The sequence below is a fragment of the Actinophytocola sp. genome (assembly GCF_045807065.1).
GTDB lineage: Bacteria > Actinomycetota > Actinomycetes > Mycobacteriales > Pseudonocardiaceae > Actinophytocola.
Window position 1 is genome coordinate 1 of sequence record NZ_JBJMIE010000759.1, and the last position, 12,094, is coordinate 12,094.

The window sequence follows — 12,094 nt, forward strand, 5'->3', positions numbered from 1 at the left end:
CGGGGTGAACGAGAACATCGCGATCCTGCTGCTGGCCGCGAAGTTCGGCGTGCCGGTGTGCCCGCACGCCGGCGGCGTCGGCCTGTGCGAGCTGGTCCGGCACCTCTCGATGTTCGACTACGTCGCCGTCTCCGGCAGCCAGGACGACCGCGCCATCGAGTGGGTGGATCAGCTGCACGAGCACTTCACCGATCCCGCTGTCGTCCGTACCGGGCGCTACCTCGCCCCCACGGCCCCGGGCTTCTCCGCGCGGATCAACGACGAGGCGCTCGCGCGGTACGCCTTCCCGGACGGTCCAGAATGGAGGGACGCCAAGTGAGTGAGTTCGCTGGACTGACCGCCGTCGTCACCGGTGGCGCGTCGGGCATCGGCGCGGCCGCGGCGGCGATCCTGGCCGACCGCGGCGCGCAGGTGGCGGTGCTCGACCTGAACGTCGAGGGCGTGAAGAACGGCTTCCGGTGCGACGTCTCGAACGACGACGAGGTACGGGCCGCCATCGAGGGAGTCGCCGCGCAGTTCGGCGGGATCGACGTCCTGGTCAACAACGCCGGCATCGGCGCGGCCGGCGACGTGACCGCCAACGACGACACCGAGTGGCACCGCGTGCTCGACGTGAACGTGCTCGGCATGGTCCGGACCACCCGCGCCGCCCTGCCGCACCTGCGCCGGTCGACCGGGGCGGCCGTGGTCAACACCTGCTCCATCGCCGCCTGGGCCGGCCTGCCGAACCGGGCGCTGTACTCGGCGAGCAAGGGCGCGGTCCTCGCGCTCACGCTCGCCATGGCCACCGACCACCTCGACGACGGCGTCAGGATCAACTGCGTGTGCCCGGGCACCGCCGACACCCCGTGGGTCGGCCGGCTGCTCGACGCCGCCGACGACCCGGAGGCCGAACGCGCGGCGCTGCGGGCCCGTCAACCCATGGGCCGGCTCGTGACCGCCGACGAGGTCGCGCACGCGATCGCGTACCTGGCGAGTCCGCTGTCCGGATCGACCACCGGGACCGCGCTCGCGGTCGACGGTGGGATGTACGGCCTGCGCCCACGGCCGCGGGCCTGACGAGACTCCTTCTCCCACAGAGCATCAAGGAGGATGCGATGCGCAGGACCATCGGCGTGGTGGCGGCGGTCACCGCGTTAGCCCTCGCGACCGGCGCTTGCGGGTCCACGAAGGACACCGCGGGTGGCGGCGGTGGCGGGAGCGGCAAGGTCGGCGCGACCGTGCCGCTGTTGACCTCGCCGTTCTGGCAGGCGTACAACAACTACGTGCCGACGATGGCGAAGGAGGCCGGGCTCGACGTCCTGCCGACCGTCAACGCGGACAACAACACCCAGAAGCAGATCACCGACATCAACAACCTGCTCAACCAGGGCGTCAAGGGGTTGGTGGTGACCCCGATCGACTCCGCCGCGATCGTCGCGGGGCTCAACCAGGCCGAGCGCAAGGGCGTGCCGGTCGTGTCGGTCGACGTCCGCCCGGAGTCCGGCAAGGTCGCGATGGTCGTGCGGGCCGACAACAAGGCCTACGGCACCAAGGCGTGCGACGTCATCGGCGAGAAGGTCAAGCAGGGCAAGGTCATCCAGATCCAGGGCGACCTCGCGTCGATCAACGGCCGGGACCGGTCCGAGGCGTTCAGCGGCTGCATGAAGTCCAAGTACCCGCAGATCCAGGTGCTGGAGATCCCCGCGGAGTGGAAGGCGGAGAAGGCCGCGTCCGGCCTGGAGAGCCTGCTGACCGCGAACCCGGACGTCAAGGGCATCTACATGCAGGCCGGCGGCGTCTACCTCGCCCCGACGCTGCAGGCGTTGGAGCGCAAGAACCTCAAGTTCCCGGTCGGCGACCCGAAGCACATCGTGCTGGTGTCCAACGACGGGATCCCGCAGGAGCTGGACGCGATCCGCAAGGGCGAGCTGGACGCGACGGTGTCGCAGCCGGCCGACGACTACGCCAAGTACGGCCTGTACTGGCTGAAGAAGGCGATGGCGGGGGAGAAGTTCAAGAAGGGGCCGACCGACCACGACAGCAACGTCGTCGAGGCGTCGCCGGGCATCCTGGAGGACCAGCTGCCGGCGCCGATCGTCACCAAGGACAACGTGGACGACAAGGCGTTGTGGGGCAACACGCTGTGAGCGGAGCTTGCGGAGCGAACCCTGGGTGCCCAGGAGGGCACCTGACCTGCGGCTGGGTGCACGAGTGGGACTTTCGTGCTGGTCCGGGGAGCAGGATGGGCGGTTCGCTCGTTGCCATGTGGACAGCGTCGGGCGGGGCGGGCGAGGGGGCTTCGTGAGCGGCGCGTCTGTGGTCGAGACCGTCGGGAGCGGCGCGTCTGTGGTCGAGGCCGTCGGGGTCGGCAAGCGCTACGGGCCGACCGTGGCGCTCGCCGACGTCAGCCTCACCGTCGCCGCCGGCGAGTCGCACGCGCTCGTCGGCCGCAACGGGGCGGGCAAGTCGACACTCGTGTCCATCCTCACCGGCCTGTCCAAACCCGACAGTGGAACGGTGACCTTCGGCGGCGCGCCCGTGCCCGCGCTCGGTGACCGGGAGGCCTGGCGCACCAGGGTGGCCTGCGTCTACCAGCACTCGACGGTCATCCCGCACCTGACGGTCGCGGAGAACCTGTTCATCAACCGGCAGCCGACCCGGCGCGGCGTGATCTCCTGGTCGCGGCTGCGCGGGGAGTCCCGCGAGCTGCTCGACTCGTGGCGGGTCGGGGTCGACGTGGACCTGCCGGCCGGCGAGCTGTCGGTGGAGGACCGCCAGCTCGTGGAGATCGCGCGGGCCCTGTCCTACGGCGCCCGGTTCATCGTGCTCGACGAGCCGACCGCGCAGCTGGACTCGGACGCGATCACGCGGCTGTTCGCGCGGATGCGTGAGCTGCAGGACGCGGGCGTCACGTTCCTGTTCATCTCCCACCACCTGCAGGAGGTGTACGAGGTCTGCCAGGCGGTGACGGTGCTGCGGGACGCGCGGCACGTGCTCACCGCCCCGGTCTCCGAGGTCTCCCGCCCCCAGCTGATCGGCGCGATGACCGGGGAGAGCGAAGGCCTGACGGTCGTGGACGCGGCCTCGCGCGACCGCGTCGCCGCGGACGCCGACGACGTGCTGACGGTTGCGGGCATGTCGGGCGACGGCTTCACGGACATCTCGTTCCGCCTGCGGCGGGGCGAGGTCCTGGGCATAGCGGGCTCGAACGCGAGCGGCAAGCACCAGGTCGCGGAGACGATCTACGGCCTGCGCACCCCGACGGCCGGCGCCGTCCTGGTCGCCGGCCGCCCACTGCCACGCGGCGACGTGAAGGCGGCTCTGCGCGCCGGCATCGGTTGCGTGCCACGGGACCGGCACCACCAGGGCCTGGTGCTGGGCATGTCGATCGCCGACAACGCGGCCATGTCCGTGCTGGACCGCATGGGTTCGGCCGGCCTGGTCGCCCCGGGCGCACGTGCCGCGGTCGCGACGAAGGCGATCGCGGACTACGACATCGTCGCGTCCGGCCCGGAGCAGCCGACGGACGCGCTGTCCGGCGGCAACCAGCAGAAGGTGGTGCTGGCACGGGCGTTGGCGAGCGACCCGTCGGTGCTGGTGCTGATCAACCCGACCGCCGGCGTGGACGTGAAGTCCAAGGAGGCGCTGCTCAGCCAGGTCGAGCGCGTACGCGCGGAGGGCAAGGCGGTCCTGATCGTCAGCGACGAGCTGGACGACCTGCGCCCGTGCGACCGGGTACTGGTGCTACGCGCGGGCACGCTGGTCGCGGAGCACGAGGCCGGCTGGTCGGTCGGCGACCTCGTGGCGGACATAGAGGGAGTCACATCGGATGACTGACGTCCTGCCGGGGGAGGCCACGACGAAGACTCCGGCCACGGCCAAGAAGGCCTCCCGCGTGCCGCGGCTTCGGGAGCTGGCACTCGTCCCGGCGCTGGTGGTGCTGCTGATCATCGGCGCGGTGGTCAACGACAGCTTCCTGACCACCGGCAACATCATCAGCATCCTCGGCGCCTCCGCGGCGCTGGCGCTGGTGGTCCTGGGCGAGTCGCTCGTGTTGATCTCCGGCAAGTTCGACCTGTCGCTCGAGTCCACCGTGGGCATCGCGCCGGCGGTGGGGGCCCTGCTGGTGATCCCGTCCGGGTTCGGCAGCGAATGGCCCGCCGCGGCCGGGATCGCCGTCATCCTGGTGGTCGGGGCGGTGGTCGGCGCGTTCAACGGCTTCCTCATCGTGAAGCTCAAGCTCAACGCCTTCATCGTCACGCTGGCGATGCTGATCATCCTCCGAGGGCTGCTCGTCGGCGCGACCGAGGGCAGGACGCTGTTCGACATGCCGGACCCGTTCTTCACGCTCGCCACCTCGACGTTCGTCGGGCTGCCGATCTCCGTGTGGCTCGCGCTGGTCCTGTACGGCGTCGTCGGGTTCGTGTTGCGCTACCACCGGACCGGCCGCGCGCTGTACGCGATCGGCGGCAACCGCGAGGCGGCCCGCGCGGCCGGCATCAACGTCGACCGCGTGTCGTGGCTCGTGTTCGTCGTCGCGGGGGTGCTCGCCGCGATCGGCGGGTTGGTGCTGACCGGGTACGTCGGCGCGATCAACGCCAGCCAGGGTGACGGGATGATCTTCCAGGTGTTCGCGGCGGCGGTCATCGGCGGCATCTCGCTCGACGGCGGGCGCGGCACGATGTTCGGCGCGCTCACCGGCGTGCTGCTGCTCGCCGTGGTGGAGAACCTGCTGACGCTCGCTCAGGTGCCGTCGTTCTGGACCCAGGCCGTGTTCGGCGCGATCATCCTGGTCTCGCTGATGATCGCCCGGTTCACCGGCGGAAAACCGCAGGTCTAGGCGTCGTCATGCGGAGCGGTGCCAAGGGTGTTGCGCAGCCACTGCTCGACGCCGGCCACGTGCACGGTCGCCCACGAGCGGGCCAGCTCCGGCTCGCGGCTCACGATGGCGTCGTAGATCGCCCGGTGCTGCTCGCGGGTCTTCGCGACCGCGCCCTCCTGGGTGAGGCCGCGCCAGATCCGCGCGCGGGTTGTCGGACCGGAGAGGCTGTCGATCAGCGAGCACAGCACCGGGTTGCCGCTGCCGAGCGCGATCCGGCGGTGGAACTCCAGGTCGTTGGCGACGAGCGCCTCGACGGTCGGCGACTCCTCCAGCCCCTCGAGGAGCTTCTCGAGCGAGGCGATGTCCTCCTCGCTCATCCGGCTCGCGGCCATGGCGGTCGCGGCGGGCTCCAGGATCCGCCGCACCTGGAGGAAGTCGAGCACGGTGTCGTCGCGGTGGAAGTCGACCACGAACGTCATGGCGTCGAGCAGGAGCTTCGGCTCCAGGCTGGTGACGTAGGTGCCGTCACCCTGCCGCACGTCCAGCACGCGGATCAGGCACAGCGCCTTGACCGCCTCCCGCAGGGAGCTGCGCGACAGGCCGAGGCGCTGGGCGAGGTCGGCCTCCTTGGGGAGCCGGTCACCGGGCGCGAGCTCACCCGAGATGATCATGCCCTTGATCTTGTCGATCGCTTCGTCGGTGACCGGCATGTACTGGACCCTTCAAACCTCGGATGTTTGTCTTCCTAGAGTGCCACGAAAGGTGAACGGATGCGTGTAGCACTGCACACCCGCCTCAAGCCGGGCCGCGAGGCGGAGTACGAACAGGTGCACGCGGTCATCCCTCGTGATCTGGAGATCGCGTTGCGTGATGCGGGCGTAACGTCCTGGGCCATCTTTCGCGACGGGCTCGACCTGTTCCACGTGCTGGAGGTCGAGGACTACCGGGCCATGCGTGCCGCGCTGCGCGACCACCCGGCGAACATCCCGTGGCAGGAGCGCATGTCCCGGCTGCTCGACGTGGAGGACGACTACTCGGGCAACGACGATGGTCTCAAGCTGGTGTGGGAGCTGTCGTGAGCGGAGCGAACGATCGAGCACGGGTACGGCTGGGGCTGGGGTGTGCGCAGCTGGGCAACCTGTACCGGGCGATGAGTGACGAAAGCGCTTACGCCATCGTCGGCGAGGCCTGGTCGCAGGGCATCCGGTACTTCGACACCGCGCCGCACTACGGGCTTGGCCTGTCCGAGAGCCGGCTGGGCGTGGCGCTGGCCGGTCGGCCGCGGGACGAGTACGTGCTGTCCACGAAGGTCGGCCGGCTGCTCGAGGAGAACCCGGCCTACACGGGTGTAGAGCGGGACACCGACGGGTTCGACGTGCCGGCGACGGTGGTCCGCCGCTACGACTACTCGCGGGACGCGGTGCTGCGCTCGCTGGAGTCCAGCCTGACGCGGCTGGGTCTGGACCGGATCGACATCGCGTTCGTGCACGACTGCGAGGACTACGTCGAGGAGACGCTGGCCGGGGCCGTGCCGGCGCTGATCGAGCTGCGGGAGCAGGGCGTGCTGCGCCACGTCGGCCTCGGCATGAACTTCGACAAGGTCCTGGCGAGGTTCGTCCGCGAGTCCGACGTGGACACGATCAGGCTGGCCGGCCGGTACTCGCTGCTGGAGCAGCCGGCGCTGGAGGAACTGCTGCCGCTGTGCGTCGAGCGCGGCGTGCGGGTGATGGCCGCCGGCGTCTTCAACAGCGGCATCCTGGCCACCCCGACACCCGGCACCACCTACAACTACGAGTCGGCGCCGCCGGAGCTGGTCGAGAAGGCGCGCCGGATCGCCGAGGTGTGCACGCGCTTCGGGGTCGACCTGCCGACCGCCGCGATCGCGTTCGTGGCGGCGCATCCCGCGGTGGAGTCGGTCGTGCTGGGTGCCAGCTCGGTCGCCCAGGTGGGGCAGAACGTCGCCCGGGCGTCGGCCGAGGTGCCGCCGGCGCTGTGGGACGCGCTGGTCGAGGAGGGGTTGCTGCGTGAAGCTGGTTGACGCGCACCACCACCTGTGGGATCCGGGCCGCCGGACCTACGACTGGCTGGCCGGCCTCGACCGGATCCAGCGCCCGTACACGGAAGCCGACCTGCGGGCGGTGAGCCCGGCGGCGCAGACCGTGCTGGTGCAGACCGTGCCCTCGGTCGAGGAGACGGTGGAGTTCCTCGGCGTCGCCGCGTCGTCCCCGCTGGTTGCCGGCGTGGTCGGCTGGGTGGACCTGACCGCGCCGGACGTCGCGGACCGGCTCGCGGAGCTGCGCGCCGCGCCGGGCGGTGACGCACTGGTCGGCATCCGCCACCAGGCACAGGACGAGCCCGACCCGCGCTGGCTGCTGCGTCCCGAGGTGGTCCGCGGCATCGCGGCGGTGGCCGCGGCGGGCCTGACGTACGACGTCCTGGTGAAACCGGCCCAGCACGCGGCGACGATCGAGCTGGCGGACGCCGTGCCGGGTGTCCGGCTCGTCCTGGACCACGCGGGCAAGCCGGCCGTCGCGACCGGCGGCTACGAGCCGTGGGCGCGGTTCCTCACCTCGCTCGCCACGCGCCCCAACGTGTTCTGCAAGCTCTCAGGGCTGGTGACCGAGGCCGACTGGGCCACGTGGACGGTCGACGAGCTGCGCCCGTACGCCGAGCACGTGCTGGCGTCCTTCGGCCCGGACCGCGTGCTGTTCGGCTCCGACTGGCCGGTGTGCGAGCTGGCCGCGACGTACGACGAGGTCTACGCGGCGGCACGGGAGTTCACGTCGGCACTGTCCACTTCGGAACAGGCGGAGGTCTTCGCCGGCACGGCGACCCGCGCGTACCCGCTCAGCCCAGTCGGCGGCTGACCAGGTCGACCACCCCGGCCGCGTCGACGTCGACGCAGACGTCCAGCAGTGGCCGGCCCTGCCACGCCGCCGGCGCCTCGTCGTCGGTGCCGCCGAGGTTCGGCCATGTCTTGCCGCGGCTGAAACCCTGTGTCTCGACGCGGACCGGCCACCGCTCGGTGCGGAACAGGCCGGGGTCGAGCAGGTAGGCGGCCGCGGTGGGGTCGTGGAGGTAGATCCCGTCGACGCCGCTCACCCGCTCCAGGAACCGGCGGTAGAACGAGATGGCGCCCCTGAGCAGCCGTGTGGTCGGCGCGTCCCCGCCGGTGACGGCGTCGATCCGCGGTCCGTCCATGACGACCCGCTGCGTGACGTCCAGCCCCACCATGGTGACCGGCCACCGCGCCCCGAACACGACGTCCGCGGCCTCCGGGTCGTTCACCATGTTGGCCTCGGCGGCGGGTGTCGCGTTCCCGGGCACCAGCGCGTTGCCACCCATGACGACGACCTGGCGCACCAAGGTGTCGAGGTCGGGCCGCAGCCGCAGCGCGAGCGCGAGGTTGGTGAGCGGCCCGAGCGCGAGGACCGTGGCCCCGGGCGCGTGCCGGCAGAGGAACTCGGCCGCGGTGAGGTCGACCGGCCGCCCGGCCGGCTCGGTGAGCAGACCGCTGTCCCCGAGCCCGTCCACGCCGTGGATGTGCGGTATGGCCCCGCGGTACTCGGTGGCGACCGGCGCGGCGGCCCCCATCGCCACCGGCACCTCGCCCCGCTCGGCGACCTCCAGCAACACCAACGCGTTCCGCGTGGCGACGTCGACAGCGCAGTTGCCGTACACCGTGGTCAACCCGACCACGTCCAGCTCGGCCGCGCCGAGCGCCAGGAAGATGGCGATGGCGTCGTCGATCCCGGGGTCCGTGTCGATGACCACGCGCCGGGCGGTCACGTCGCCGGTCCGAAGTGGCCGGTGACGTTCTCCAGCACCGCACCGAGGTGCCACCCACCCCGCAACCAGCCGCTGAGCGCGGGCTCGGCCTCGACCCGCACGTGGACCAGCGCCGGTCGTGCCCTGCCCGACATGCCGACGCGGGTGCGCCGAACGCCGCCGCCCGGCCACGGTTGCCGTAGCTGGCCCCTGGTCCGGAACGGGACCGCGAACCCCGGCGCGCGGACCGTGACGCGCACCGACCAGCCCTCGCCCGTCGCGGTCATCCCGGTCGGCGGCGTGCCGGTGAACCGGGCCAGCGTCTTGGGCAGCGCCCAGTTCACCCGCCCGCCGACCACACTGGCGGGGGAGTCCACGGCGATGAACGGCACGGTGGCCGCGAACCCCTTGCCGGACAACAACCCCACGCCCCCCACGATCTCGTCGTACGGGCCGACCGGCGTCTCGTCGTAGCTGATCAGCGCGCCGAGCACCAGCGCGGGCCGGCCGTGCACCGAACCGGCCGCCTGCCGCGCCGCGCCGTTCGGCCGCGCCTGCCACACCACCGCGCGCATCGACGTGTGCCAGGGCGCGGGCGGTGCCTCGGCGGGCAGTGCCACGCCGTCGGCGAGCGCGGTCAGCGGGATGCCGGCCAGGTTCAGCATCTCGTCACGGTTCATCGGATGGCCTCCTGCGTCGAAAGCTAGCAGGGCGCGGGCTGGACGGCACGGCTCGCGAGGAGTAGGACACGGGACGTGGGCCAGGAACTGCGGGGCATCGGGCGTACGGCGTTGTGGGTGGCGATGATGCGGGCCGCCGAGGGAGGGCGGCCGGACCGGCTGTTCGACGACCGGCTCGCGAGCGCGTTCGTCGCGGCGACGGGGCTCGACACGACCGACGCCATGCGGCTGCCGCCCGGTGCGAACGAGTTCCTGGCCGTCCGCACCCACTTCTACGACCAGTACCTCCTCGACGCGTGCGCGGCCGGGCTGCGGCAGGTGGTGCTGCTCGCCGCGGGACTGGACAGCCGCGCGTTCCGGCTGGCCTGGCCGGCGGGGACCCGGTTCTTCGAGCTGGACCTGCCGGAGGTGTTCCAGTTCAAGGAGACCGTGTTGGCCGCGCACGGCGCGGTGGCCGGCTGCGCCAGGACCGCGGTGCCGGCCGACCTCCGCGGGGACTGGCCCGAACGGTTGCGGCAGGCCGGGTTCGACCCGGTCGCACCGACCGCGTGGCTGGCGGAAGGGCTGCTGGTGTACCTGCCGCAGGCCGACAACGACCGTCTGGTGGGTGCCCTGACCGCCCGGTCCGCGCCGGGCAGCCGGTTCGCCTTCGACCACATGGAAAGCGCGGCGAGCGGCCGTGCGGCCGTCCGCGAGGTAGCCGAGCTGGCACGGAACATGGACGCCCGGTTCCGGTCCTCGTTGGACGACCCGGTGGCGTGGCTGGCCGCGCACGGCTGGGGCGCCGCCGTGGACCGGATACCGGCATTGGCCGAGTCCTACGGCCGCACGCTGCCCCCGGAGGTCGACCTAGTCGCGTCCAACGCCAACATCCTGTGCACCGCCACCCGCTGAGTACAGCCAGAACTCGCGCATCCAGTCCGGCGCGACCGGGCTCGCCATGCCCACCTGGGTGAACAGGATCGCGACCGAGCCGGTGGCGGGCACGACGTGCGCCGAGGTGCCCGTGCCACCGACCCACCCGTACCTCCCGGGGACGACCCAGGGGTCGGTCGCCGCGATGTCCACCGAGCCGCCCATGCCCCACCCCTGGCCTTCCAGGAACAGGGCGCCGATCTCGCGGTGGGCCGGCGTGGTGTGGTCGGTGGTCATCAGCCGGACCGACGCGGCCGACAGCAGTCGCCCGCCGTGCGGGGCGACGCCCCCGGCCAGCAACATCCGCGCGAACGCGAGCCAGTCGTCGACGGTGCCGACCAGGCCGCCCGAGCCGAGCGGCATGGCGGGCATCGTGCTCCACTGCCCGTCCGGACCGTCCGCCAGCGCGCCGCCCTTGTAGTAGCTGGCGAACCGGTCCCGCTTCCCGGCCGGCACGACGAAGGCGCTGTCGGCCATGCCGAGCGGCGCGAAGACCCGCTCGGCGAGGAAGTCGGGGAGCGACTGGCCCGAGACCCGCGCGACCAGCACACCCTGGATGGCCGAGCAGGTGTCGTACAGCCAGGACTCGCCCGGCTGGTACAGCATCGGCACCTGGGCCAGTTCGGCCAGCCACACCTCCGTGGAGGGGAAGCTCTGCACCTCGCGTCCGTCGCGCTGCACGTCGAACAACCGCACGACCGCCGGCAACGAGAAGTCGGACGCGAAGCCCCACCCGGCCTGGGAGGTGAGCAGGTCGTACACGGTGACCGGCCGCGTCGCGGGGACCACGTCGTCGATCGGGCTGGCCGGCGTGCGCACCACCACCGGCTCGGCGATCTCGGGCAACCAGCGGCCGACCGGGTCGTCCAGCCCGAGCCGTCCGTCCTCGACCAGCGTCAACACCGCCGCCGCGGTGATCGGCTTGGTGAGCGAGGCGATGCGGAAGATCGTGTCCCGCGCCATGGGCACGGTGCCGTCCTGGGTCCCCACGGCGGTGAACTCGACCGTGTCTCCCCTGGTCACCAGGGCCACGGCCCCCGGAAGCGAGCCGTCGTCGACGTACTGCCGCAGCAGCCCGCGCAGGTCTGTCACTGTGCTCTCCTTCGGTGCGGTCGGAGGTTGGACCGGCGACGGCGCGAGAACTCATCGGCAGAATGACCGGTGTGTGGACACTCACCGATCTCGAACGCGCCGTCCGGGCGAGTTGGAGCGCGGACACCTGCGACCCGGTCGACCGCCCCGACTGGCATCCGGACAACCCGGCGCGCGGCCAGTGCGGGGTGACCGCGCTGGTGCTCCACGACCTCTTCGGCGGCGACCTCGTGCTCGGCGAGGTCCACGTGGGAGGGGAGCGGACGGGCGTCCACTACTGGAACCGGTTCGGTGCCGGCCTCGAGGTGGACCTGACACGCGAGCAGTTCCGCCCCGACGAGGCCGTGGTCGGCGGCCAGGTGGTCCACCGGCCGGCCGGGCCGCCGAGGCGTTGCCGCGAGGAGTACGAGCTGATGCGTGTGCGCGTGCTCGCTCGCCTCGGCGGGCCGTGATCGAGTCCGCCACAGCAAACCGTCCGCCCCGGCGGGGCCGCCCGCCGCGGCGAGCCGGTAGCCCACGGCATGCCGGTCGCCGCGGTGGGCGGGCCGCCTCGCGGCGGCCCACCCGTATGTCTCAGCTCACCGTGACCAGGTCCACTCCCGTCAGGCTGGCCACCGCGCGGAGTTCGGCCAGGCGGTGGCCGGTGCCGAGTGCCCAGTGGTGGCCGACGCCGCTCGCGGACCACTCGTCGGTCCACTCGCCGGGGTCGCGGCCGAAGTCGACGCGGCTCGTCGTGTTGCCGATCTTCATGTGGGGGCCGTCGGCGACGACGCCCTCCGCGGCGACCAGGGTGTAGCGGCCGTCGCGGGTCTGGCCCACGCCCAGCAGCGTGACC

Annotated in this window: 14 protein-coding genes and 1 pseudogene; 10 read left to right on the top strand and 5 right to left on the bottom strand. The window is 72.0% G+C overall.

All coding sequences use genetic code 11. The features are described from left to right. From ACJ73U_RS44285 to ACJ73U_RS44305, 5 genes are all read left to right on the top strand, one after another. Window positions 1-319 (top strand): enolase C-terminal domain-like protein (locus ACJ73U_RS44285; RefSeq protein ID WP_407783790.1); only part of this gene is annotated, 319 nt, incomplete at its 5' end. Beyond that, window positions 316-1,059: an SDR family NAD(P)-dependent oxidoreductase gene (locus tag ACJ73U_RS44290; protein WP_407783791.1), complete on the top strand. Its 744-nt coding sequence runs from the start codon at window positions 316-318 to the stop codon at window positions 1,057-1,059. The genes ACJ73U_RS44285 and ACJ73U_RS44290, both read left to right, overlap by 4 nt. A gap of 38 nt (window positions 1,060-1,097) precedes the next feature. Then, complete coding sequence (locus ACJ73U_RS44295) at window positions 1,098-2,129, top strand: sugar ABC transporter substrate-binding protein (RefSeq protein ID WP_407783792.1); 1,032 nt, start codon at window positions 1,098-1,100, stop codon at window positions 2,127-2,129. Window positions 2,130-2,283: 154 nt separating this feature from the next. Further along, window positions 2,284-3,819 (top strand): sugar ABC transporter ATP-binding protein, encoded by a 1,536-nt coding sequence (locus ACJ73U_RS44300; protein ID WP_407783793.1) that lies wholly within the window; start codon window positions 2,284-2,286, stop codon window positions 3,817-3,819. Next, window positions 3,812-4,822: an ABC transporter permease gene (locus ACJ73U_RS44305; RefSeq protein ID WP_407783794.1), complete on the top strand. Its 1,011-nt coding sequence runs from the start codon at window positions 3,812-3,814 to the stop codon at window positions 4,820-4,822. The genes ACJ73U_RS44300 and ACJ73U_RS44305 overlap by 8 nt, the downstream gene beginning before the upstream one ends. On the opposite strand, the gene ACJ73U_RS44310 is transcribed toward ACJ73U_RS44305, so the two are convergent. Beyond that, window positions 4,819-5,514 carry a FadR/GntR family transcriptional regulator gene (locus tag ACJ73U_RS44310; protein WP_407783795.1) on the bottom strand — a complete coding sequence of 232 codons (696 nt, stop codon included), beginning with the start codon at window positions 5,512-5,514 and terminating at the stop codon, window positions 4,819-4,821. The genes ACJ73U_RS44305 and ACJ73U_RS44310 overlap by 4 nt on opposite strands. A gap of 60 nt (window positions 5,515-5,574) precedes the next feature. Between ACJ73U_RS44310 and ACJ73U_RS44315 the strand changes: the two genes are divergently transcribed. The 3 genes from ACJ73U_RS44315 to ACJ73U_RS44325 are packed head-to-tail and all read left to right on the top strand — an operon-like array spanning window position 5,575 to window position 7,671. After that, complete coding sequence (locus ACJ73U_RS44315) at window positions 5,575-5,883, top strand: L-rhamnose mutarotase (RefSeq protein ID WP_407783796.1); 309 nt, start codon at window positions 5,575-5,577, stop codon at window positions 5,881-5,883. After that, window positions 5,880-6,842, top strand: a complete 963-nt coding sequence (locus ACJ73U_RS44320; RefSeq protein ID WP_407783797.1) for an aldo/keto reductase — start codon at window positions 5,880-5,882, stop codon at window positions 6,840-6,842. Before ACJ73U_RS44315 ends, ACJ73U_RS44320 begins: the two co-directional genes overlap by 4 nt. Then, window positions 6,835-7,671, top strand: coding sequence for an amidohydrolase family protein (locus ACJ73U_RS44325; RefSeq protein WP_407783803.1), 837 nt, complete (start codon window positions 6,835-6,837; stop codon window positions 7,669-7,671). The genes ACJ73U_RS44320 and ACJ73U_RS44325 overlap by 8 nt, the downstream gene beginning before the upstream one ends. On the opposite strand, the gene ACJ73U_RS44330 is transcribed toward ACJ73U_RS44325, so the two are convergent. Further along, a complete protein-coding gene (locus ACJ73U_RS44330; protein WP_407783798.1) occupies window positions 7,652-8,593 on the bottom strand; it encodes a nucleoside hydrolase in 942 nt (313 codons plus the stop codon). The genes ACJ73U_RS44325 and ACJ73U_RS44330 overlap by 20 nt on opposite strands. Then, on the bottom strand, window positions 8,590-9,252 hold the full coding sequence (locus tag ACJ73U_RS44335; RefSeq protein ID WP_407783799.1) for an acetoacetate decarboxylase family protein: 663 nt from the start codon (window positions 9,250-9,252) through the stop codon (window positions 8,590-8,592). Before ACJ73U_RS44335 ends, ACJ73U_RS44330 begins: the two co-directional genes overlap by 4 nt. Before the next feature lie 75 nt (window positions 9,253-9,327). Between ACJ73U_RS44335 and ACJ73U_RS44340 the strand changes: the two genes are divergently transcribed. Beyond that, complete coding sequence (locus tag ACJ73U_RS44340; protein ID WP_407783800.1) at window positions 9,328-10,146, top strand: SAM-dependent methyltransferase; 819 nt, start codon at window positions 9,328-9,330, stop codon at window positions 10,144-10,146. Here ACJ73U_RS44340 and ACJ73U_RS44345 read toward each other — a convergent pair. After that, a complete protein-coding gene (locus tag ACJ73U_RS44345; protein WP_407783801.1) occupies window positions 10,102-11,259 on the bottom strand; it encodes a serine hydrolase domain-containing protein in 1,158 nt (385 codons plus the stop codon). The genes ACJ73U_RS44340 and ACJ73U_RS44345 overlap by 45 nt on opposite strands. Before the next feature lie 62 nt (window positions 11,260-11,321). On the opposite strand from ACJ73U_RS44345, the gene ACJ73U_RS44350 reads away from it, so the two are divergent. Then, complete coding sequence (locus ACJ73U_RS44350; RefSeq protein ID WP_407783802.1) at window positions 11,322-11,711, top strand: hypothetical protein; 390 nt, start codon at window positions 11,322-11,324, stop codon at window positions 11,709-11,711. A gap of 121 nt (window positions 11,712-11,832) precedes the next feature. On the opposite strand, the pseudogene ACJ73U_RS44355 reads toward ACJ73U_RS44350, so the two are convergent. Then, a pseudogene (locus tag ACJ73U_RS44355) lies at window positions 11,833-12,094 on the bottom strand (arabinose isomerase); the annotation flags it as partial.